Raw genomic sequence first — 23,335 nt, 5'->3', positions numbered from 1 at the left:
AGCCCGCTCCCACAGGGGGTTGGGTGTGCCTCAGATTTCGAGGTTGCCCCAACCCGGCTTCACCTCTTCCGGTGCCACCGCTTTCACGGTTTTGCCCGTGGCCAGTTCCACCCGCCGCGCCACCTCGGGGTCATCGGCAAACGGAATCAGGCTGGCATCGTCCAGGCTCTCGGCGGTCTGGTGTTTCAGGCAATATTCCACTGCGAGCCAAAGCCCAAAAACACCCAATAGATTCAACACCATCTCGATCATGTCAGGCTCCTTGCCTTAGGCAAACTGCGCTTCAAGTTCGGCCATCTTCACGTCCGCCACCCGCACCGTGCGCCACACGTTGTAGGCCATCAGCAACATGCCGCTGAGGAAGAACACCCCGCCGACAAAGCGCACCACAAACCCCGGATGACTGGCCTGCAAGGCTTCGACGAACGAGTAGGTCAGCGTGCCGTCGTCGTTGATCGCGCGCCACATCAAACCCTGGGTGATGCCGTTGACCCACATCGAGGCGATGTACAGCACGGTGCCGATGGTCGCCAGCCAGAAGTGCAGGTTGATCAACGGCACGCTGTGCATTTGCGTGCGGCCGAAGACTTTCGGAACCATGTGGTAAATGGCGCCGAAGGTGATCATCGCCACCCAGCCGAGGGCGCCTGCGTGAACGTGGCCGATGGTCCAGTCGGTGTAGTGGGAGAGGGCGTTGACCGTTTTGATCGCCATCATCGGCCCTTCGAAGGTCGACATGCCGTAGAAGGCCAGGGACAGCACCAGAAAGCGCAGGATCGGGTCGGTGCGCAATTTATGCCAGGCGCCCGAGAGCGTCATCATGCCGTTGATCATCCCGCCCCAGCTCGGCGCCAGCAGAATCAGCGACATCGCCATGCCCAGCGACTGCGCCCAGTCCGGCAGCGCGGTGTAGTGCAAGTGGTGGGGGCCGGCCCAGATGTACAGGGTGATCAGCGCCCAGAAGTGCATGATCGACAAGCGATAGGAATACACCGGCCGCCCGACCTGTTTCGGCACGAAGTAATACATCATCCCGAGGAAGCCGGTGGTGAGGAAGAACCCCACCGCGTTGTGCCCGTACCACCATTGCACCATGGCGTCGGTGGCCCCGGAGTACACCGGATACGACTTGAACCAGTCCACCGGAATCGACAGGTGATTGACCACGTGCAGCATGGCGATCACCACGATGAATGCACCGAAAAACCAGTTGCCGACGTAGATGTGATGGGGCTTGCGTTGCACCACGGTGGTGAAGAACACGATGGCATAGGCGACCCAGACCACCGTCATCCACACCGCGCCGGAGAACTCGATCTCGGCGTATTCCTTGGTGGTGGTGTAGCCCAGCGGCAGGGTGATCAGCATCACCACGATCACCGATTGCCAGCCCCAAAAGGTGAATGCGGCGAGCTTGTCGGAGTACAGCCGTACCTGGCAGGTGCGCTGCACCGCGTAATAACTGGCGGCGAATTGCGCGCTGCCGGCAAAGCCGAAAATCACCAGGCTGGTGTGCAGCGGGCGCAAGCGGCCGAAGGTGGTCCACGGCAGGTCGAGGTTCATCTCGGGCCACACCAGTTGCGAAGCGATCCATACCCCCATCGCCATCCCGACGACACCCCATACCACGGTTGCCACGACGAATTGGCGGACGACCTTATAGTTATAGGGCTGTCCGATTGTTGCTGTGCTCATGGTCAGTTCTTCCACGGTTGCAAAGTCTTGCCAGGCCACCCGGTCTGGCATGCCATGAACTGTAGAAACCCCATCGGAAACAAAACAGTCTCAGAAAAACCGAGTTTATGCGGATCAGATGCGATGCGATCCTGCGGCCATACGCCGCATTCTGATACGGTTTTTTAGTGTTTAGCTGAATCTGTAACGTGCTGCGCTGCTGCCGCATAGTTGCAACCTCGAAAACGAGCCGCAGAGCCTGATGCCGACCAGTTAAGGCGCAGACCTTGTGGGAGCGAGCCTGCTCGCGATAGCGGACTGACAAGCAGCACATGTGTTGAATGTGCAACCGTCATCGCGAGCAGGCTCGCTCCCACATGGATTGCGGTATTCAAATCCTTGACTGACTGGCATTAGCCGAAGGGCCCGATAATCCTGATGAGGTGGCAGCCACATGTATCAGTACGATGACTATGACCGGGCGCTGGTGTTCGAGCGTGTTGCGCAGTTTCGCGATCAGGTCGAACGTTTTATCGCCGGGGAACTGAGTGAAGAAGAGTTCCTGCCCCTGCGTTTGCAGAATGGCCTGTACATGCAAAAGCATGCCTACATGCTGCGCGTGGCGATTCCCTACGGCACGCTGAGCGCGAATCAAATGCGCACCCTGGCGAGCATCGCCCGGGATTACGATCGTGGTTACGGCCACTTCACCACCCGGCAGAACATGCAGTTCAACTGGATCGAACTGACCCAGGTGCCGGACATCCTCGAACGCCTGGCCCAGGTGGAAATGCATGCGATCCAGACCTCCGGCAACTGCGTGCGCAACATCACCACCGAAGCCTTCGCCGGCGTCGCGGCGGACGAACTGATGGACCCGCGTCCGCTGGCGGAGATCCTGCGGCAATGGTCGACCATCAACCCGGAATTCCTGTTCCTGCCGCGCAAATTCAAGATCGCCATCTGCTCGGCGAAGCAGGATCGCGCGGCGATCATGATGCATGACATCGGCCTTTATCTTTATCGCGATGACAGCGGGCAAATGCTGTTGCGGGTGATCGTCGGCGGCGGGCTGGGGCGCACACCAATCCTCGGGTTGCAGATTCGCGAGGGCTTGCCGTGGCAGCACCTGCTGTCTTACGTCGAGGCGGTGCTGCGGGTCTATAACCGCCATGGGCGGCGCGATAACAAGTACAAGGCACGGATCAAGATCCTGGTCAAAGCCTTGGGTATCGAAGCCTTCGCCAAGGAAGTGGAGGAAGAGTGGCAATACCTCAAGGACGGCCCGGCGCAGTTGACCGATGTCGAATATGAGCGTGTCGCCAGTGCCTTTGTGCCACCCGACTACCATTCACTGGCCGATACCGACCTGGACTTCGGCACACGCCTGGCCGAGCACCCGGCGTTCGCCCGTTGGGTGGCGCGTAACGTTCAGCCGCATAAGGTGCCGGGATACGCCAGCGTGGTGCTGTCGACCAAACCGGGCACTGCCTCGCCACCGGGGGATGTCACCGTCGAGCAAATGGAGGCAGTGGCCCAGTGGTCCGAGCAGTTCGGTTTTGGCGAAATCCGCATCGCCCATGAACAGAACATCGTCCTTCCGGACGTGCCCAAGGCTGACCTTTATGCTCTGTGGTATCAGGCCTGCGAGCAAGGCCTGGGGAGCGCCAACATCGGCTTGCTGACTGACATCATCGCTTGCCCCGGCGGCGACTTCTGCGCCTTGGCCAACGCCAAATCAATCCCCATCGCACAAGCGATTCAGGCGCGCTTCGAGAATCTGGATTACCTGCATGACCTGGGCGATATCAGCCTGAACATCTCTGGCTGCATGAACGCCTGCGGCCACCACCACATCGGCAACATTGGCATTCTTGGGGTCGATAAGAACGGTAGCGAGTGGTACCAGATCACCCTCGGCGGCGCCCAGGGCAAGGACAGCACGTTGGGCAAGGTCATCGGCCCGTCCTTCAACGCCGCCGAAGTGCCCGATGTCGTTGAACGGATCATTGGCACCTTCGTGCGCTATCGCGAGAGCGAGGAGCTGTTCGTCGATACCTTGGCGCGCATCGGCCTGGAGCCGTTCAAGGAACGGGTTTACCCGAAAGTGCTGGAGGTGTCGGCATGAACAATCTGCTGCGCGTACGAGAGGGTGTCGCCGAGTGGGTGCGCGACGACCCATGGCAATTGATTCGTGAAACTACGGATGAGTTGCCGGGCGGACCGCTGATACTGCCGTTACCCCGCTGGCTGGCGCTTAATGCCGACACCACAACAGCGCTCGAAGGCGTCTGGCTCGGCCCTGATGACGAAGTGACAAACCTGGTGCCGTGGTTTCCCGACCTGCCGCTGATTGCCCTGGATTTCCCGAGTTTTCGCGACGGACGCGCCTATAGCCAGGCTTATCTGTTGCGTACGCGTTTGGGTTGGCAGGGCGAATTGCGCGCGATCGGCGATGTACTGCGCGATCAACTCAGCCACATGCGCCAATGCGGCTTCGACAGTTTTGCCGTGCGCGAAGACAAGTCCGCTGAGGATGCGCTCAAGGGATTGGCGGGGATGAGCGTGTTGTATGGGCGTTCGGTGATTGAGCCCAGGCCGCTGTTTCGGCGGCGTTGAAGATCCCGATACCCGTCAGTCAAGCGCAATCCCACAGGTTTCGCACCTTAACCGACTGGGCCAGGGCCCTCATCATAGGGATCTTCCTTGTCCGGGTATTTTTGCTTGGGGCAGTGATGGCATTTTGGTAGAGTCCGGGCCTCATAAGGAGTCGGTAAAGAAAGGAGTCTGGTTTGGGCGCGGGCAAGAAGATTTTAGGGTTGATAGCGCTGTTGCTGATGCTGGCCCTGTGGGGCGGTTACTTTTATGTGTTGAAAGAGAACCGTAACGGCCAGCTCGGGGACATCTTCGACAGCTACGCCTGGTGCGGCACGCCGCCGGCCAGCGATACCGGCGGGTCAGGCAAGGATCAACTGTCGCTACGCATCACCAACAACGTTCACGGCGAGTTCATGCTCTCGGGCGCGGTGGTTGTCTCTGAACGAACCTTTGATCGTTATGACCTCGGCCGCAACGAACTGCGGCTGCGCATGGAACCGATGCAGTTGTTCTACAGCATCCCACCGATTTTCATGGAACAGGTCAAGATCAAACCTTTGAGTCGCAACCTGTCTTCGGTCAACAAGAGTGCTTACGCCGAACTTGAGTCCAGACCCATCGGCGTCCAAGGGCGGGCGACGGACTTTCCGTTCGACACCTATCGCTACGGCTACAAGCCGGTGTTGTACATCCTCAAGGGCAATGAACGCACTGACCTGACGTTCAGGCACATCACCACCAATATGGAGATGTCCAACACCTTCACACCCATCCAGAAGTACAACCGTGTCGAGTACATCAACGAGAAAAACTCGCTGATCAGCGAGGACGACTACAAGCCCTACGGCGCCAACGAATGCGCGTTCAGCGTCGAGCGCAAAGGCTCGTTCAAGGTGATTGTGCTGCTGTTGTTGCTGGTGATGTGCCTGCCGTTGCTGCATGTGTTCTATCGCGACGAGCCGGGCATCGATTTTCTCGCGACGCTGGTGAGTATCGGTGCGATCCGGGTGTTTCTGGTGGGGCCGCTGAACGACTTCCAGCTGTACACCATCGACTTCCTGTTCGGCGCCGTGATTATCCTGGTGGGCACGGTGTCGTTGATCAAGGCGATGCGGGCCAACAGTCGACGGGAGTTGGCCGCGAAAAGCGGGTCTTCGTGGTGATTGACGAGACTTTTGCGGATCAGGTTCCGTGTTGTTTGAGCTGATGTCTTCGCGGGCTTGCCCGCGAAGGGGCCTTTGAATATTGCCGCATTGTGATTTTTGATACAAAAACCGGGCATTAGCTATACCTGTAACTCCCGTAGGCAATACCGTTGCCGTCCTTCTGACAGGAGTTAAAGCATGAAGCTTGCGTTAATGATGAGCACACTGTGCATCGCCTCGATCGGGGCGGTGGGTTGCGCCAGCAAAGTCGTCGAGCCAGACCAGTACTCCGGCTTTCTCAAGGACTACAGTCAACTCAAGGAAGCCAAATCGCCATCGGGCGTCGTGGTGATGCGCTGGGTCGATCCCAAGCTCAACATCAACAAATACACCAGTGCCTACATCGAGCCGACCCAGATCTATCCAAAACCGCAACCGACAGTGAAAATCCCTCAGACCACGCTGAACGGTATCACCAGCTACTACGATCAGGCGCTCAAGCGCGAACTGGGTAAATCCCTGCCACTGGCCAGCGGCCCCGGCCCTGGCGTGATCGTGGTGCGTGCGGCGATTACCGCCGTCAGCAGCAAGACCGAAGGCCTCAAGCCTTATGAAGTGATCCCGATCGCCCTGGTAGCGGCGGCAGTCAGCACTGCCAGCGGCATACGTGATCAGGAAACCAATCTGGCCACCGAAGCGGTGTTTCTCGATGGCAGCACCAACAAAGTCATCGCCCAGGTGGTGCGCAAGGGCACCGGCAAACCGCTGGAGAACGAAGCTCAGGTGATGAAGGCCGATGACGTGAAAAACGTGATCGATGGTTGGGCTTCGGACTTGAATCAGTCGTTTGTCAAGTTCAAGTCCAAGTAAAGCGGGTTTATTGTTCGCGCAAGATCGTTCCCAGGCATGGGAACGATCAATCGCTTTGGCTATCCCCCTGGATATCGGCCGGTGTGACGGTGAGCGCAATCGGCGCCGCATGACTTTGCACTGTCTGAGCCCCGACTCCACAACTTGCGAAAAACGCCATCAGGCTGAATGCTGCAGCGCGAAGCAAACCATTCATAGACGTTTCCTCATTTTCTGAAGGTGACATTCAGTCCGGCCAACAGCGTGAAGGGTGGCTGGCCATTGCCGCCGAAACCAAGGGGAATGCAGTGGTCGTTTTTCAAATGGCGGCTTTTTTACTCTAGCAGGTGGTTGGCGCGTCAACCGTCTGATCATGCCGCTCTTTTATCGAACTAATCCCTTCGTTTCAGCGGAAGAAAGTAGGCGGCCCATCCGATGGCCATCGACGCCAGATTGGCGCCATCGCGCAACAGCAAGCTGCCCGCAGCACGCCGTACTTCCTTCGAGCTGACGCGGCCACGGGCGATGTCGAGGCGGGCAAAACTGTGCATGTGGCGAATGACATCGAACGCCATGAGCCCCGATGCCGCCAGGAAATAGAAGATCCGCTGCCAATAGGGTATGCCCAGCGCCCGCGCCAGATCCGTGGTGACGTGCTGGTGGGCGACTTCTTCTGTGCAGTGCCACCGCCATAGGCGTGTCTGCGGCGACTCCTTGACCGAGAGCAAGCCGTTTCTACGCAAGGCGGCGGTGGACATGACGGCCGTCACGTGCTCGAACGCGGCAGCCAACGCCAGTTGCGCCTTGAGTGACAATTTCGATCGAAGGGCCTCGAGATCCTTTTCGATCATGTGCTCGAACTTCTTGACTTCAAACCCCTGGTTTTCCAGTTGCTGGTTGTACAGCCTGTGCGCTCGCTGATGGGACCGCTCCTCTGCCACGAAACTGCGCGAGCGTTCGGCAAGCGCCGACGTTTGTTGCAAGCGCAAAGCGGATGACTCCACCACCGAAATCACGAATTGTTCACCGGCAGGCAGCAGTACCGAACAGGCATCGAACAGGTAGGTTTTGATCGATGTGTCGTTCCAGAATGGCTTGAAGAGGGCGGCTTCGCCGCTATTGTCGCGTTCCACAGTGTTGATGCGGTGCCTGTCCTCGGCAGTGTTTGTGTGCCGTGGTTCGATCGTTGTGTTTGTCATCGCTTACTTCCAGAGTCGGGGGCCGAGTCGCATCCAGGTCGCAAAGAAGGTGGGTAGGTCTGTCACGCTGCCTGGCTTGCTTTTGGCCAGAGCTATCGATTGAGCGTGCGCATGGAACCAGCGGGTCGCCGGCGCGTCATGGTGAGTGCGATGCAGCGAGCGATGCAGGACAAGCCAGGACAGTGGCTTTGGCAGATACAAATCCGTCGTGATTTCAGAGGGCGCGCGGCGCAAGCCTTGAGCCGAGATTGATACGCCATAGTGCTCGGCCTGCGTCAGCCAGAAATCCAGCCAGGCAAAAATGCAATACGGAAGCAGATAGGCGCATACGACTTGTCGAGGCACCTCATAGATGCCTAACGCCAGCACCGCGACGAATACGACGATCAAGGCGTTGTTCCAACGCCAGCGCCAGATCGCGCGCGGGGGCGTGTAGCGTCGGGAAATAATATTGGTGGTGACGGTAATCCATAGTTGCTCCACGGCACCCAGCAGGCTGATCAGGCGTGTTCGCCATGTCTGTTTGTACATCAGCCCTTCGGGATCATCGGCCTGGCAGGTTTTGCGATGGTGTTCGAGGTGAAAGTAGCGGTAGCCCACGAAGTTGGCGGCGAAAATGGCCGCCGCGAACACACCCACTGCATCATTGAGACGCGTGCCAACGAGGAACTGACGATGCACAGACTGATGCTTGATCTCCTGAACACCAATCATCAGGATCGCCTGGAGCACTATCAGCGGAGCAATGGCCAGCCATCCGAACGCCTCGTGCGCAGCCAGCCAGGCGATCGCCGCCGTATTCAAGACACACAGTGCCAGGAACAGATAGCTGGGCAGGTTGGAGCGCGATGAATGAAAGGCGGCCTGTAGCAGCTGCCGAAGGCTGCGTTCGGCTGCGAAGCAGTCGCAAGTCCTGCTTGCACGGTTTGTCTGCAATACCGCAGCGCCTGACTTTGCAACCGCTTCGCAGCCGGACGCAGCCTGGCGGCAGCTGCTACAGACACTACCCAAAGGTTTTGCTTGCTTAAACATTCGACAGCCTCCTCAGACCCGAGCCAAAGTAAGAAAACGCCAGCCGCCAGAAACGCCTGTCGCGGCCGAGCGCAGGTGCTGCGTTTTCTACTGTTAGAGAGGCGTTCACAAATACACGAAGAGCAGTTTTTTCATGCGCTGCAGCCAAGGCAGCGGGACTCTCTTCCAGATAAAGGAAAGGCCGGAGAGTGGCACTTTACCCAGGATCAGCACGCCGAAATCCAGCGAAGGCTCATGGGGGAAGTAGTTGTCCTTGATGGCGACGATCTTGCGAAAGCCTTTTTTGAAGTAATACCGCAGTTGCGGATCCAGTGGCAGGCCCTTGTGTTCACCTCGCACATACTGCGCTACCGGAATATCGGGATTCTTCGAGATCCAGTTACGAAGACCCGGGACCGGCGAGCCAAGATAGATGTCTGACCATCCCGCCTTCAGCGCATGGGGCCAAAAGAACTCGAAAATCGCTTGCGCCGCTTTTGGATCAACACTGCTCAGGCTGATGCCAAACAGCACACCGGTTTTTGCGGACTCATCGCCATGCTGTTTTCTCGCACAGTCTTGCCACGTCGGGCACTTGCTGATGATGTCGTGCCGGGTGGGTTTCATGAACAACGACGCCAGCGCAGTCCCCGTGCGCGTGCAAAAAGCGCCGATACTCAATGCAGGGAAGGAGGCGACCCGGGATGCCAGCATGGAGACATCGGCGCGCTGATCGCTTTCCCATTTCCTTTGCTCTAGTTCAAGCAGCGAGGGAATATCCGTTGGAGATAAAAATCGAACGTTGATCTCAACGTCATTAGAGAGCCTGTAAACCCCTGCTTTATTTTTATCCACCCAACTATCAGGGGGCTTTGGAATTCCGTTTTTTAAAGCTGCTTCCATTTCGATAACAGGCAACATCGCGTATTCGGCTCGCAGATTGATGAGGCGTTAATCAATCCGCACTAATGTATTGCGCCTATGTGAACGTCTTATGAAGGGAACAAGAAACATCGAGTGAGCCTTGGCTTGCCTGCCAAACACAATCTCCCGTGGGAGCGGGCTTGCTCGCGAAGTGGGATTGTCAGTCAACATCATTGTTGAATGTTGAACCGCGCGTAGGAGCAGCCTTCGGCAGCTCCTACGGTATGTCAGGTGTTTCAGGTGTGCTTCAGCACTTCTTCGCCTGCGCGCGCACTCGCTCTTCCTGCTCCCGCAATTGCGGTGTGAACTCGGCACCGAAATCTTCGGCTTCGAACACCTGGCGAATCTCGATCTCGGCTTCTGTACCCGGCATCGGGTTGGGGCAGCGCTTGACCCACTCGATCGCTTCCTCTTTCGACTTCACCTGCCACAGCCAATAGCCGGCGATCAGCTCTTTGGTTTCGATGAAAGGGCCGTCGATCACTGTGCGTTTATCTCCCGAGAAACGCACACGGGCGCCTTTGCTGCTGGGCTGCAGGCCATCGCAATCGATGAGGATGCCGGCCTTGGCCAGCTCCTCGTTGTAATTGCCCATCGCGGTCATCAGTTCTTCGCTGGGCATCACGCCGGCCTCGGAGTCGGGGCTGGCTTTTACAATGATCATGAATCGCATGGTCTTGTCTCCGTTGGATTTGAGTGACTCACTGCCTAGTCGAATGGCCAGGCGCCAAATCGACAACGCGGCTAAAAGAGATCGCTAAGAACCGGCCTGATACCCCGTGTCCCTGTAGGGGGATAGGTAGGATTTTAGTGTAATGGTAGTCTGCGAGTTCTCTGGCCATTGCAATGCCACTGCCTATGCCCGTCCTGGAACTCACCACCCTGATCCCCGACCGAACGCCCTCACAAGTCCTGGACTTCTGCCTGGAAGGCCTGAATTTCCCGAAGATCTTCCCGGAACGGGTCACACCGTTGGGTGATATCGACCTGAACAGCCTGCGCATCGAAGCCGGCCGTCAGTTCCGTTTTCGACACTGGATGTTCAACGTCATCCCGTCGAACTGGACGGTGGTGATCCGTGAAGTCAGTGACACTCATTTTATCGATGAAATGCTCAAGGGGCCGCTGCGTGCCTTTCGTCATGAACACCGGGTGGCGGCGGGCGAGGGCGGTACGCTGTACACCGACCGTGTGACCTATGCGGCGATTGGCGGTGCTTTGAGTGAAGGGTTGCTGGTGAATGCCTACATGCGGCGGATTTTCGTGGCGCGGCACCGCAATATGTTGCGGTTGCTCGGATAGCAATCCTGTGGGCTTTTGTGGCGAGGGAGCTTGCTCCCGCTGGGTCGCGAAGCGGCCCCAGAAGCTTTGCGACTGCTGCGCAGTCGAGCGGGAGCAAGCTCCCTAGCCACACAAGCCCGCTCCCACAGGGTTATGCAGTGTTTGTAAGCTTTGTTGGGATGCTTGTATCCAGTTTGCGCGACAACACATCACAATTTGTGTCTGGGCATAGGTCGTCAGACAATTTCGTGGTTAACTTCGGCCTCGTCAAAATTCTCTACAACAACGTTCAGAAGGACTCCGTTCATGGCTCAAGTCACTCTTAAAGGCAACCCGGTTCAAGTCAACGGCCAATTGCCACAAGCCGGTTCCAAGGCGCCAGCCTTTTCCCTGGTTGCCGGCAATCTGTCCGACGTGACCCTGGCGAGCTTCGCCGGCAAGCGCAAAGTGTTGAACATCTTCCCAAGCGTCGACACCCCAACCTGCGCCACCTCCGTGCGCAAGTTCAACGCCCAGGCCAACGACGTGGCCAACACCGTCGTATTGTGCATCTCCGCTGACCTGCCGTTCGCCCAAGCCCGCTTCTGCGGCGCCGAAGGCCTGGAAAACGTGCAGAATCTGTCGACCCTGCGCGGTGCCGAGTTCATCGAGAACTACGGCGTGGCGATTGCCGATGGTCCGCTCAAAGGCCTGACCGCCCGTGCCGTCGTGGTGCTGGACGAAAACGACAACGTGCTGCACAGCGAACTGGTCAAGGAAATCGCTGAAGAGCCGAACTACGATGCAGCACTTGCCGTTCTGAAATAAGTCTACTTTTACAATTGTTAACGGCCTAGGGGGCGTTCTCAGTTAATTTCCCCGCCGCGTTGTCGCCTTAAAGCGGGCCAGGCAAGGCGCAGGCCGCTGGGAATGGTTGTTCCCTTTCCAAGGCCTGCAACGCAGCCCGGCCCGCTTTAAGGCACAACCCGAAGGGCCGGGCCTGCTGTTGTGCAGGGCTGCGTTGCTCGAAGCTTATTTGGAATGACCCAACCACGCTTCTCGCGCCTTGCCCTGCACAACAGCAGACCCGGCGCGGTGGGGTAATTGATTGAGAACGCCCCCTCTGTCCAGGCCGTTTTCATTTGTGCTTCAGTGTCTTAGATAAACCTCCTGTTACGTAAGCCAAAGGTAAATTGCCGGTAAAGGCGCTTTGCTTAATACCCGCCAGTGCTTATCGTTCAGCCTCCCGTAGAAATAAGCGCACGCGCCCAATGGTTGATCATTCCATGCAATCCTCCGCTTCCCGCAATCCCCGTCACTGGCTGTTCGGCCTGCTGGTCCTGTTGGTCATCGCCGGCCTGTGCTGGAAATTCTGGCCCGCAGGCAGCAGCCCGAAGGAGAGCGCAGGGCAGAAAGCCGTTGCCGGGCACACCGGTCGGTCGGGGGGGATGCGTCCGGGGTTCGGCGGGGCGAGCGGGCCGGTCCCGGTGCGGGTGGCGCCGGCGGTCAAAGGTGACTTTCCGCTGTATTACAAGGCGCTGGGCACAGTCACGGCGCTGAACACCATCAATGTGCGCAGCCGCGTCGGTGGCGAACTGGTCAAGGTCTATTTCGAGGAAGGGCAAATGGTCAAGGCGGGCGACCTGCTGGCCGAGATCGACCCGCGTCCGTACCAGAACGCTTTGCTCCAGGCCGAAGGCACCTTGTTGCAGAATCAGGCACAACTGAAAAACGCCCAGGTCGATGTTGAGCGCTATCGCGACCTGTACCGCGAAGACAGTATCGCCAAGCAAACCCTGGACACCGCCGAAGCCTTGGTCGGCCAGTACCTGGGCACGGTCAAGACCAATCAGGCGGCAGTCAACGACGCCAAGCTCAATCTGGAGTTCACCAAGATCCGCGCCCCGATCGCCGGGCGTGTGGGCCTGCGTCAGCTGGACGTCGGCAACCTCGTCACGGCCAACGACACCACGGCGCTGGTGATCATCACCCAGACCCAACCGATCAGCGTGGCGTTTACCTTGCCGGAAAACAGCCTGGACGTCGTGCTGACCCGCTATCGCACCGGCGCCAAACTGCCCGCCGAAGCCTGGGACCGTGGTGATACCAAATTGCAGGCCACTGGGGTGTTGCAGAGCCTGGACAACCAGATCGACGTCACCACCGGCACTCTGAAATTCAAGGCCCGCTACGAGAACCGCGATCAAGCGCTGTTCCCCAATCAGTTCGTCAACGTCCACCTGCTGGCCGACACCCTCAAAGACGTGGTGCTCGCGCCTTCGGCCGCTATTCAGTTCGGCACCAACGGCACGTTCGTGTATGCCCTGGACGGCGACAAGAAGGTCAAGATCCGTCAGTTGAAAGTCGGCGCCAGTGACGGTGAAAACACCGTGATCACCGAAGGACTGTCCGTCGGTGATCGAGTGGTACTGGAAGGCACCGACCGCCTGAAGGACGGCAGTGAAGTGGAAGTCGTCAACGACAGCAAGGATGTGCCGACCACCCCGACCGAACACCTGCAAGGCAAGTCGGCCGCCACTGCACCTGACGCGACGGCCACCGACAAGGCGAAAAAGGGCGGCGCATGAACATCTCGCGGCTGTTCATCCTTCGCCCGGTCGCCACGACCCTGAGCATGCTGGCCATTATTCTGGCCGGCGTGATTGCTTATCGGCTGCTGCCGGTGTCGGCATTGCCCCAGGTCGATTACCCGACCATTCGCGTCATGACGCTCTATCCCGGCGCTAGCCCGGATGTCATGACCAGCGCCGTGACCGCGCCGCTGGAACGTCAGTTCGGGCAGATGCCCGGCCTGACCCAGATGGCCTCGACCAGTTCCGGTGGCGCCTCGGTGCTGACCCTGCGTTTCAGCCTCGACATCAACATGGACGTCGCCGAGCAGCAGGTGCAGGCCGCGATCAACGCCGCGACCAATTTGCTGCCCAAGGACTTGCCGGCGCCGCCGGTGTACAACAAGGTCAACCCGGCGGACACCCCGGTGCTGACGTTGGCCATCACCTCCAAAACCATGCTGTTACCCAAACTCAATGATTTGGTCGACACCCGCATGGCGCAGAAAATCGCCCAGATCAGCGGTGTCGGCATGGTCAGCATCGCCGGCGGTCAGCGTCAGGCAGTGCGCATCAAGGTCAACCCCGAAGCGCTGGCAGCCAACGGCCTGAACCTGTCGGACGTGCGCACGTTGATCGGCGCCTCCAACGTCAACCAGCCCAAGGGCAACTTCGACGGCCCGACCCGGGTGTCGATGCTCGACGCCAACGATCAGCTGACTTCCCCCAAGGACTACGCCAACCTGATCCTCGCTTACAAAAACGGCGCGCCGTTGCGGCTCAAGGACGTGGCGCAAATCGTCGACGGCGCCGAAAACGAACGCCTCGCCGCATGGGCCAATGAAAATCAGGCGGTATTGCTGAATATCCAGCGTCAGCCTGGGGCCAACGTCATCGAGGTGGTCGACCGGATCAAGGCCTTGCTACCGAGCATCACCGACAACCTGCCGGCCGGCCTCGACGTCACGGTGCTCACTGACCGCACCCAGACCATCCGCGCCTCGGTCACCGACGTGCAACACGAATTGCTGATCGCCATCGCGTTGGTGGTGATGGTCACATTCCTGTTCCTGCGGCGGGCCAGCGCCACGATCATTCCGTCGGTGGCCGTACCGCTGTCGTTGATCGGCACCTTCGGCGTGATGTACCTCGCAGGGTTCTCGGTCAACAACCTGACCCTGATGGCGCTGACCATCGCCACCGGTTTCGTGGTGGACGATGCGATCGTCATGCTGGAGAACATTTCCCGATTCATCGAAGAGGGCGACAGCCCGCTGCAAGCCGCGCTCAAGGGCGCCAAGCAGATTGGCTTCACCCTGATTTCCCTGACCCTGTCACTGATCGCGGTGCTGATTCCGCTGCTGTTCATGGCGGACGTGGTGGGGCGCTTGTTCCGCGAGTTCGCGATCACCCTGGCGGTGGCGATCCTGATTTCCCTGGTGGTATCCCTGACCCTGACGCCGATGATGTGCGCGCGGTTGCTCAAGCGTGAGCCGAAGGAGGAAGAGCAAGGTCGTTTCTACCGAGCCAGCGGCGCGGCAATTGATTGGATGATCGCGGCTTACGGGCGCAAGTTAAAGTGGGTTCTCAAGCATCAACCGCTGACGCTGCTGGTGGCTATTGGCACCCTGGCATTGACCGTGTTCCTGTACATGGTGGTGCCCAAGGGCTTCTTCCCGGTGCAGGACACCGGGGTGATCCAGGGGATTTCCGAGGCACCGCAGTCGATTTCCTTCGCTGCGATGAGCGAGCGCCAGCAGCAACTGGCCAAGGTGATCCTCGCTGACCCTGCGGTCGAGAGCCTGTCGTCCTACATCGGGGTCGACGGCGATAACTCGACGCTCAATAGCGGTCGGCTGCTGATCAACCTCAAATCCCACAGCCAGCGCGACCTGAGTGCCACCGACGTGATCGCGCGCCTGCAACCGGAACTGGACAAGCTGATCGGCATTCGCCTGTTCATGCAGCCGGTGCAGGACCTGACCATTGAAGACCGGGTCAGTCGCACGCAGTACCAGTTCAGCATGTCGTCGCCGGATGCCGAGTTACTCAGCCTGTGGAGCGGGCGTCTGGTGGAAGCGCTGGCCCAACGGCCGGAACTGACCGATGTCGCCAGTGACTTGCAGGACAAAGGCTTGCAGGTTTATCTGGTGATCGACCGCGATGCGGCGTCGCGGGTCGGCGTATCCGTGTCGAACATCACCGACGCGCTGTACGACGCCTTCGGGCAGCGGCAGATTTCCACCATTTACACCCAGGCCAGCCAGTACCGCGTGGTGCTGCAATCGCAGTCCGGCGAGAAGATCGGCCCGGATGCGCTGAACCAGATTCACGTCAAGACCACCGATGGCGGGCAGGTGCGTCTGTCCAGCCTGGCGCATGTCGAGGAGCGTCAGGCGCAACTGGCGATCACCCACATCGGCCAGTTCCCGGCGGTGATGATGTCATTCAACCTGGCGCCCGGCGTGGCGCTGGGGCATGCGGTGCAGATCATCGATCAGGTGCAGAAAGACATCGGCATGCCGATTGGCGTGCAGACCCAGTTCCAGGGCGCGGCCGAAGCGTTCCAGGCGTCGCTGTCGAGCACCTTGCTGCTGATTCTGGCGGCGGTGGTGACCATGTACATCGTGCTCGGCGTGCTCTACGAGAGTTACATTCACCCGATCACCATTCTCTCGACCTTGCCCTCGGCGGCGGTCGGCGCCTTGCTGGCGTTGCTGTTGAGCGGCAATGACCTGGGGATGATCGCGATCATCGGCATCATCCTGCTGATCGGTATCGTGAAAAAGAACGCGATCATGATGATCGACTTCGCCCTCGAGGCTGAACGTAATCAGGGCATGGACCCGCAAACCGCGATCTATCAGGCAGCGCTGCTGCGCTTCCGGCCGATTCTGATGACCACCCTGGCTGCGTTGTTCGGCGCGGTGCCGCTGATGCTGGCCACCGGTTCCGGCGCGGAGTTGCGCCAGCCTTTGGGTCTGGTGATGGTCGGTGGCTTGCTGGTGAGTCAGGTGCTGACGCTGTTCACCACCCCCGTCATTTACTTGTACTTCGACCGCCTCGGGCGGCGCTGGGGCCGTAAGGCCGAGTCCGTGGACCCGGTAGAGCAGCCATGAACCTGTCTGGACCTTTCATCAAGCGCCCGGTCGCGACGATGTTGCTGAGCCTGGCGATCATGTTGCTGGGCGGCGTGAGCTTCGGTCTGTTGCCGGTGGCGCCGTTGCCGCAGATGGATTTCCCGGTGATCGTGGTTCAGGCCAGTTTGCCCGGCGCGAGCCCGGAGGTCATGGCCTCGACCGTGGCCACGCCGCTGGAGCGTTCCTTCGGCGCCATCGCCGGGGTCAACACCATGAGCAGCCGTTCCAGCCAGGGCTCGACCCGGGTGATTTTGCAGTTCGACCTGGACCGCGACATCAACGGCGCGGCGCGGGAAGTGCAGGCGGCAATCAACGCCTCGCGCAACTTGCTGCCCAGCGGCATGCGCAGCATGCCGACCTACAAGAAGGTCAACCCGTCCCAGGCACCGATCATGGTGCTGTCGCTGACCTCGGATGTACTGGAAAAAGGCCAGCTCTACGATTTGGCCTCGACCATTCTGTCCCAAAGCCTGTCCCAGGTGCAGGGCGTGGGTGAAGTGCAGATCGGTGGCAGCTCGTTGCCGGCGGTGCGCATCGAACTCGAACCTCAGGCGCTCAACCAGTACGGCGTGGCGCTGGACGATGTGCGCACCACCATCGCCAACGCCAACGTGCGCCGGCCCAAGGGGTCGGTCGAAGACGGCCAGCGGCTGTGGCAGGTCCAGGCCAACGATCAGCTGGAAAAGGCCAAGGATTACGAGTCGCTGATCATTCACTACGCGGACGGCGCGGCCCTGCGCCTGAAGGATGTGGCCAAGGTCAGCGACGGCGTCGAGGACCGCTATAACAGCGGGTTCTTCAACGATGACGCGGCGGTGTTGTTGGTGATCAACCGCCAGGCCGGCGCCAACATCATCGAGACGGTCAACGAAATCAAGGCGCAGTTGCCGGCGTTGCAGGCCGTGCTGCCGGCCAGCGTCAAGCTGAACCTGGCGATGGACCGTTCGCCGGTGATCAAGGCCACCCTGCATGAAGCGGAAATGACCCTGCTGATCGCCGTGGCGCTGGTGATTCTGGTGGTGTTCCTGTTCCTTGGTAACTTCCGTGCCTCGCTGATTCCGACCCTGGCGGTGCCGGTGTCGCTGGTGGGCACGTTTGCGGTGATGTACCTCTACGGGTTCTCCCTGAACAACCTGTCGCTGATGGCGCTGATCCTGGCCACCGGGCTGGTGGTGGATGACGCCATCGTGGTGCTGGAGAACATTTCCCGGCACATCGACAAGGGCGTGCCGCCGATGAAGGCCGCGTACCTCGGGGCCCAGGAAGTCGGCTTCACCCTGCTGTCGATGAACGTCTCGCTGGTGGCGGTGTTCCTGTCGATCCTGTTCATGGGCGGGATCATCGAAAGCCTGTTCCGCGAGTTTTCCATCACCCTGGCGGCGGCCATCGTGGTGTCGTTGCTGGTGTCGCTGACGCTGACACCGATGCTCTGCGCCCGCTGGCTCAAGCCGCACACGCCGGGTCAGGAAAACCGCCTGCAACGCTGGAGCCAGCGGACCAACGAGTGGATGGTCGGCAAATACGCCACCAGCCTTGATTGGGTGCTGCGTCACCGTCGGCTGACCTTGCTCAGCCTGTTCGTGACAATTGGCGTCAATATCGCGCTGTATGTTGTTGTTCCTAAAACCTTCCTGCCCCAGCAAGACACCGGCCAGTTGATCGGTTTCGTGCGCGGCGACGATGGGCTGTCGTTCAGCGTGATGCAGCCGAAGATGGAAATCTTCCGCCGCGCCGTGCTCAAGGACGAAGCGGTGCAAAGTGTCGCCGGGTTCATCGGTGGCAACAACGGCACCAACAACGCCTTCATGCTGGTACGGCTCAAGCCGATCAAGGAACGCAACCTGTCCGCCCAGAAAGTCATCGAGCGCCTGCGCAAGGAAATGCCCAAGGTGCCCGGTGCACAGTTGATGCTGATGGCGGATCAGGACCTGCAATTTGGCGGCGGCCGTGAACAGACCACCTCGCAGTATTCCTACATTCTGCAAAGCGGCGATCTCGGTGCGTTGCGCGAGTGGTATCCGAAAGTCGTCGTCGCCCTCAAGGCGCTGCCGGAGCTGACGGCGATTGATGCGCGCGAAGGCCGTGGCGCCCAGCAAGTGACGTTGATTGTCGATCGCGATCAGGCCAAGCGTCTGGGCGTCGACATGGACATGGTCACGGCAGTGCTGAACAACGCCTACAGCCAGCGGCAGATTTCGACGATCTACGACAGCCTCAACCAGTATCAGGTGGTGATGGAGGTCAATCCGAAATACGCTCAGGACCCGATTACCCTGAATCAGGTCAAAGTCATCACGGCTGACGGCGCGCGGATTCCGTTGTCGACCATCGCCCATTACGAAAACAGCCTGGAAGACGACCGGGTCAGCCACGAAGGCCAGTTCGCTTCGGAAAGCATTGCTTTTGACATGGCCGAAGGCGTGACGGTGGAGCAGGGCAGCGCCGCCATCGAGCGGGCGATTGCCAAGGTGGGTCTGCCGGAGGATGTGATCGCGAAAATGGCCGGCACCGCTGACGCCTTTGCCGCCGCCCAGAAAAGCCAGCCATGGATGATTCTCGGCGCGCTGGTGGCGGTCTATCTGGTGTTGGGTGTGTTGTATGAAAGCTACATTCATCCGCTGACCATTCTCTCGACCTTGCCGTCGGCCGGGGTCGGCGCGCTGCTGTCGATCTATGTGCTGGGCGGTGAGTTCAGCCTGATCTCCTTGCTCGGGCTGTTTCTGCTGATCGGCGTGGTGAAGAAAAACGCCATTTTGATGATCGACCTGGCGCTGCAACTGGAGCGGCACCAAGGCCTGGAACCGTTGGAGTCGATCCGCAGCGCTTGTTTGCAACGTTTGCGGCCGATTCTGATGACCACCCTGGCAGCAATCCTCGGCGCCTTGCCGTTGTTGCTGAGCCGGGCCGAAGGGGCGGAAATGCGTCAGCCGCTGGGCCTGACCATCATCGGCGGGCTGGTCTTCAGCCAGGTGCTGACTCTTTACACCACCCCGGTGGTTTACCTCTATCTCGACAAACTGCGCCATCGCTTCAACCATTGGCGTGGGGTGCGTACCGATGCTGCTCTGGAAACTCCGCTATGACTGACCGTTCGCTTCTCAACCTGGCTGCACCGCTGATCACGGCCCGAGGCTCGCGTTTGCTGAGCCTGTCGCTGTGCGTGGCGATGCTCAGCGCCTGCGCCATCGGCCCGGATTACCAGCGCCCGCAAGCCGCCGCACCTGCGCAGTACAAAGAGGCGGCCGGCTGGCGTCAGGCCAACCCCAGCGATTCGTTGGCGCGCGGTGCCTGGTGGGAGCTGTATGGCGATCAGCAGCTCAACGGTCTGATTGAAAAACTCAACAGCGCCAACCAGACCGTCGCCCAGTCCGAAGCCCAGTACCGCCAGGCCCAGGCCCTGGTGCGCAGCGCCCGGGGGGCATTTTTCCCGACGGTGGACCTGACCGTCAGCAAGAACCGCTCCAGCCAGGGCACCGGCAGCAGCAGTTCCAGCCTGAGCAGTTCCTCCAGCGGCATCCGTGACACTTACTCGGCACAGGCCGGGGTCAGTTGGGAAGCTGATATCTGGGGCAAATTGCGCCGAGGCCTGGAAGCCGACACGGCCAACGCCGAGGCGAGCTTTGCCGACCTGGCAGCGATGCGCCTGAGCCAGCAATCGGAGCTGGTGCAGAACTACCTGCAACTTCGGGTGATCGACGAACAGAAACGCCTGCTGGAATCGACAGTCGAGGCCTATCAGCGTTCGCTGAAAATGACCGAGAACCAGTACCGCGCCGGTGTCTCCGGCAAGGATGCGGTGGCTCAGGCCACCACTCAGCTCAAAACCACTCAGGCGGAGAGGGTCGACCTGATCTGGCAGCGCGCGCAGTTCGAGAACGCCATTGCCGTGCTGATCGGCCTGCCGCCCGCTGAATTCAGCCTGGCCGAAACCCGGGACATCCCGGCATTGCCGCAGGTGCCGCTGAGCCTGCCTTCGCAGTTGCTGGAACGCCGCCCGGACATTGCCGCCGCCGAACGCTCGGTGATGGCCGCCAACGCCAACATCGGCGTGGCGAAGGCTGCCTATTACCCGGACCTGACCCTGAGCATGAACGGCGGTTATAGCAGCAGCACCTACGCCAACTGGATCAGCCTGCCGAACCGCTTCTGGTCGGTCGGCCCGCAACTGGCCATGACCCTGTTCGACGGCGGCCAGCGCTCGGCGGAAGTCGACCGCAGCGAAGCGGCCTACGACGAGACTGTCGCCAAATACCGCCAGACCGTGCTCGATGGCTTTCGCGAGGTAGAAAATTACCTGGTGCAGCTCAAGGTGCTGGAAGACGAAGCCGTCGTGCGCCAGGAAGCACTGGATGCGGCGCGCGAGTCCCTTCGCTTGACCCGGAATCAGTACAAGGCCGGGTTGATCGCTTATCTGGACGTGGTGGTGGTTCAGGCCACGGCGTTGAGTAACGAGCGTAATGTACTGAGCTTGTTGCAGAGCCGCTTGATCGCCAGCGTGCAGTTGATTGCCGCGCTGGGAGGCGGGTGGGACGGGCAGCTTCAAGTGAGCGACAAGCAATAACCCTACTCTGTGGCGGGCTTGCCCTGATACCAGCCAGTCAAGGTGCAAAACCTGTGGGAGCGGGCTTGACTTGCCGGCCCCTGTCGTCATTGCGACCCTGTGCAACGATTACACAAACGTTTCATCGACTTGATGGCCTTTTGATTACTTTGTGAGTGCGTTCATCCGCGGAATCAGTACAATCTCCGACTTTGCTCCCCGAGAACGGATGCGGGGGCGTTGCGAGAAGTCCCATGCTCATCGGTAGCTATTCCCTTACATTAGTTTTCATATCGCTCTGCGTGGCGATACTGGCCTCTTATACTGCGCTCGACCTCACCGGCCGCATCGCCACGGCCACGGGCCGAGCCGTGCATCTATGGACGGCGGGCGGCGCTTTTGCGATGGGCATCGGCGTGTGGTCGATGCATTTCATCGGCATGCTCGCCTTCACATTGCCAATCGATCTGGGTTACGACGCCACCCTGACGGCGCTGTCGCTGTTGATCGCAGTCCTGTCCAGCGGCTTTGCCCTGTGGCTGGTCAGTCAGCCACGACTGCCAGCCTGGCAACTGGCGTTCGGCGCACTGGTCATGGGCGCTGGCATCAGTGCCATGCATTACACCGGCATGGCCGCCATGCTCATGCAGCCGGGCATCGATTACGACCCCGCCCTGTTTAGTGCATCGCTGCTGATTGCCGTCGGCGCGTCGGGCGCGGCGTTATGGATCGCGTTCCGCCTGCGTCGGCACGCACCGTATGTTCGCTTGATCCGTGGCGGTGCCGCGATCATCATGGGCATCGCCATCGTCGGCATGCACTACACCGGCATGGCCGCGGCGCGCTTTGCCGACGGCAGTTTCTGTGGCGCGGCCATCCGTGGCTTGAACGGCAAGGGTCTGGACAGCCTGGTGCTGATCACCACTCTGGCGGTATTGAGCATCGCCTTGCTGACCTCGATCCTCGATGCGCGCCTGGAGGCTCGCACCGCTGACCTCGCTCGCTCGCTGACAGAGGCCAACCGCGAACTCACTCAACTGGCCCTGCACGACACCCTGACCGGTTTGCCCAACCGCATGCTGCTCGCCGACCGTATCGATCAGGCCATGTCGAAAGTGCAGGATCAGGGTGGCTGTTTTGCGCTGATGTTCATTGATCTGGATGGCTTCAAACCGGTCAACGATGCGTTCGGCCATCACATGGGCGACCAGCTGTTGCGCGAAGTTGCACTGCGCCTGCGTGAAGACTTGCGTAGCCAGGACACCCTGGCGCGGATCGGCGGCGACGAATTCGTGCTGCTGGTGCGCCTGAATGAGCCGAACGATGCGCTGAACCTCGCCGCACGCCAGGTCGGGTTGATCGCGCGGTCGTTCCGGGTGACCGAACATGACTTGCAGATTTCGGCCAGCGTCGGCATCGCCCTGTATCCGGGCAACGGCCAGAGCGCTCAGGAACTGTTGATGAACGCCGACGCGGCGATGTATCACGCCAAGGGCGGCGGTAAAAACGGCTACAGCTTCTTCGACGCCTCGATGAACAGCAACGCCCGCAAGCAATTGCAGCTGCTGCAGGATCTGCGCGCGGCGCTGGAGCACGGGCAGTTCTGCCTGCATTATCAGCCCAAGTTCGATGCCGCCAACGGTCGCCCTGTCGGTGCCGAGGCGTTGCTGCGCTGGATGCACCCGACCGAGGGCATGCTGCTGCCGGACACGTTCATCGACCTGGCGGAAAAGACCGGGCTGATCATTGCGATTGGCGAGTGGGTGCTCAATGAAGCCTGCCGTCAGATGCGCGAGTGGTACGTGCTCGGCTACACCGACTGGCGCATCGCGGTGAACCTGTCGTCCTTGCAGTTCTGCCACGCAGGGCTGGTCCAGAGCGTTGCCAAAGCCTTGGCGACTCATCATTTGCCAGCCAACAGCCTGACCCTGGAAATCACCGAAACCACCGCCATGAACGATGCCGATGCGAGCATGACGGTGCTGCAGGAACTCTCGGAAATGGGCGTCGACCTGTCCATCGATGACTTCGGTACCGGCTATTCGAGTTTGATGTACCTCAAGCGTTTGCCGGCCAATGAGCTGAAGATCGACCGGGGATTCGTCCGCGATCTGGAGCACGACAGCGACGACGCGGCTATCGTCTCGGCCATCGTCGCCCTTGGTCAGGCGCTGGGCTTGCGAATCGTGGCCGAAGGGGTGGAAACCGATGTCCAGCAAGACTTCCTGACTCAGCTGGGCTGCGACTCGTTGCAGGGGTACCTGCTCGGGCACCCGCTGCCGGCCGATCGCTTCATGATCGACATTCACCGCGGGGAGCAATTGACTACCAGCTGATGGCCCCCCGTGGTGAGGGGGCAGCCCCCTCGCCACAGGGTTGACGCAGGCCCATGCAAAACCCGCCGATGGCGGTTATCCTTGGCCCC

General features: G+C 60.0%; 18 protein-coding genes. 11 read left to right on the top strand and 7 right to left on the bottom strand.

The window, feature by feature from the left end:
- Nucleotides 1-30: 30 nt before the first annotated feature.
- Together LOY38_RS15795 and ccoN are read right to left on the bottom strand one after the other, a co-directional pair.
- Nucleotides 31-252, bottom strand: a complete 222-nt coding sequence (locus LOY38_RS15795; protein ID WP_258696029.1) for a cbb3-type cytochrome c oxidase subunit 3 — start codon at nucleotides 250-252, stop codon at nucleotides 31-33.
- Between the two features lie 15 nt (nucleotides 253-267).
- Nucleotides 268-1,695 carry a cytochrome-c oxidase, cbb3-type subunit I gene (gene ccoN, locus LOY38_RS15790; protein WP_258696028.1) on the bottom strand — a complete coding sequence of 476 codons (1,428 nt, stop codon included), beginning with the start codon at nucleotides 1,693-1,695 and terminating at the stop codon, nucleotides 268-270.
- Between the two features lie 433 nt (nucleotides 1,696-2,128).
- Between ccoN and LOY38_RS15785 the strand changes: the two genes are divergently transcribed.
- The 4 genes from LOY38_RS15785 (at nucleotide 2,129) to LOY38_RS15770 (ending at nucleotide 6,287) form a co-directional block, all read left to right on the top strand.
- Nucleotides 2,129-3,802, top strand: a complete 1,674-nt coding sequence (locus tag LOY38_RS15785) for a nitrite/sulfite reductase (RefSeq protein WP_258696027.1) — start codon at nucleotides 2,129-2,131, stop codon at nucleotides 3,800-3,802.
- On the top strand, nucleotides 3,799-4,293 hold the full coding sequence (locus LOY38_RS15780; RefSeq protein WP_258696026.1) for a DUF934 domain-containing protein: 495 nt from the start codon (nucleotides 3,799-3,801) through the stop codon (nucleotides 4,291-4,293). Before LOY38_RS15785 ends, LOY38_RS15780 begins: the two co-directional genes overlap by 4 nt.
- Before the next feature lie 173 nt (nucleotides 4,294-4,466).
- Entirely contained in the window at nucleotides 4,467-5,435 is a 969-nt protein-coding gene (locus LOY38_RS15775) for a hypothetical protein (RefSeq protein ID WP_258696025.1), read from the top strand.
- Between the two features lie 180 nt (nucleotides 5,436-5,615).
- Nucleotides 5,616-6,287, top strand: coding sequence for a DUF3313 domain-containing protein (locus LOY38_RS15770; protein ID WP_258696024.1), 672 nt, complete (start codon nucleotides 5,616-5,618; stop codon nucleotides 6,285-6,287).
- Between the two features lie 46 nt (nucleotides 6,288-6,333).
- Here LOY38_RS15770 and LOY38_RS15765 read toward each other — a convergent pair whose 3' ends face one another.
- From LOY38_RS15765 to LOY38_RS15745, 5 genes are all read right to left on the bottom strand, one after another.
- Nucleotides 6,334-6,483, bottom strand: a complete 150-nt coding sequence (locus LOY38_RS15765; protein WP_258696023.1) for a hypothetical protein — start codon at nucleotides 6,481-6,483, stop codon at nucleotides 6,334-6,336.
- A 175-nt stretch (nucleotides 6,484-6,658) separates the two neighbouring features.
- Complete coding sequence (locus LOY38_RS15760; RefSeq protein ID WP_258696022.1) at nucleotides 6,659-7,399, bottom strand: metal-dependent hydrolase; 741 nt, start codon at nucleotides 7,397-7,399, stop codon at nucleotides 6,659-6,661.
- A 69-nt stretch (nucleotides 7,400-7,468) separates the two neighbouring features.
- Nucleotides 7,469-8,497, bottom strand: coding sequence for a fatty acid desaturase (locus LOY38_RS15755; protein ID WP_258696021.1), 1,029 nt, complete (start codon nucleotides 8,495-8,497; stop codon nucleotides 7,469-7,471).
- A 105-nt stretch (nucleotides 8,498-8,602) separates the two neighbouring features.
- Nucleotides 8,603-9,397 carry a hypothetical protein gene (locus LOY38_RS15750; protein WP_258696020.1) on the bottom strand — a complete coding sequence of 265 codons (795 nt, stop codon included), beginning with the start codon at nucleotides 9,395-9,397 and terminating at the stop codon, nucleotides 8,603-8,605.
- A gap of 250 nt (nucleotides 9,398-9,647) precedes the next feature.
- Nucleotides 9,648-10,073, bottom strand: coding sequence for a YciI family protein (locus LOY38_RS15745; protein WP_258696019.1), 426 nt, complete (start codon nucleotides 10,071-10,073; stop codon nucleotides 9,648-9,650).
- A 185-nt stretch (nucleotides 10,074-10,258) separates the two neighbouring features.
- Between LOY38_RS15745 and LOY38_RS15740 the strand changes: the two genes are divergently transcribed.
- From LOY38_RS15740 to LOY38_RS15710, 7 genes are all read left to right on the top strand, one after another.
- Nucleotides 10,259-10,702: a polyketide cyclase gene (locus tag LOY38_RS15740; protein ID WP_258700736.1), complete on the top strand. Its 444-nt coding sequence runs from the start codon at nucleotides 10,259-10,261 to the stop codon at nucleotides 10,700-10,702.
- A 285-nt stretch (nucleotides 10,703-10,987) separates the two neighbouring features.
- Nucleotides 10,988-11,488, top strand: coding sequence for a thiol peroxidase (tpx, locus tag LOY38_RS15735; RefSeq protein ID WP_258696018.1), 501 nt, complete (start codon nucleotides 10,988-10,990; stop codon nucleotides 11,486-11,488).
- A gap of 443 nt (nucleotides 11,489-11,931) precedes the next feature.
- Complete coding sequence (locus tag LOY38_RS15730) at nucleotides 11,932-13,248, top strand: MdtA/MuxA family multidrug efflux RND transporter periplasmic adaptor subunit (protein WP_258696017.1); 1,317 nt, start codon at nucleotides 11,932-11,934, stop codon at nucleotides 13,246-13,248.
- Nucleotides 13,245-16,349 (top strand): MdtB/MuxB family multidrug efflux RND transporter permease subunit, encoded by a 3,105-nt coding sequence (locus LOY38_RS15725; protein WP_258696016.1) that lies wholly within the window; start codon nucleotides 13,245-13,247, stop codon nucleotides 16,347-16,349. The genes LOY38_RS15730 and LOY38_RS15725 overlap by 4 nt, the downstream gene beginning before the upstream one ends.
- A complete protein-coding gene (locus LOY38_RS15720; protein ID WP_258696015.1) occupies nucleotides 16,346-19,453 on the top strand; it encodes an efflux RND transporter permease subunit in 3,108 nt (1,035 codons plus the stop codon). The genes LOY38_RS15725 and LOY38_RS15720 overlap by 4 nt, the downstream gene beginning before the upstream one ends.
- On the top strand, nucleotides 19,450-20,931 hold the full coding sequence (locus LOY38_RS15715) for an efflux transporter outer membrane subunit (RefSeq protein ID WP_258696014.1): 1,482 nt from the start codon (nucleotides 19,450-19,452) through the stop codon (nucleotides 20,929-20,931). Before LOY38_RS15720 ends, LOY38_RS15715 begins: the two co-directional genes overlap by 4 nt.
- 233 nt (nucleotides 20,932-21,164) lie before the next feature.
- Nucleotides 21,165-23,246, top strand: a complete 2,082-nt coding sequence (locus tag LOY38_RS15710; RefSeq protein WP_258696013.1) for a bifunctional diguanylate cyclase/phosphodiesterase — start codon at nucleotides 21,165-21,167, stop codon at nucleotides 23,244-23,246.
- Nucleotides 23,247-23,335 lie beyond the last annotated feature (89 nt).

Origin of the sequence: Pseudomonas sp. B21-015 (assembly GCF_024749285.1) — a bacterium.
Classification (GTDB): Bacteria; Pseudomonadota; Gammaproteobacteria; order Pseudomonadales; family Pseudomonadaceae; genus Aquipseudomonas.
Note: the sequence above shows the minus strand (reverse complement) of the source record. Positions and strands in the feature narration are given on the sequence as shown.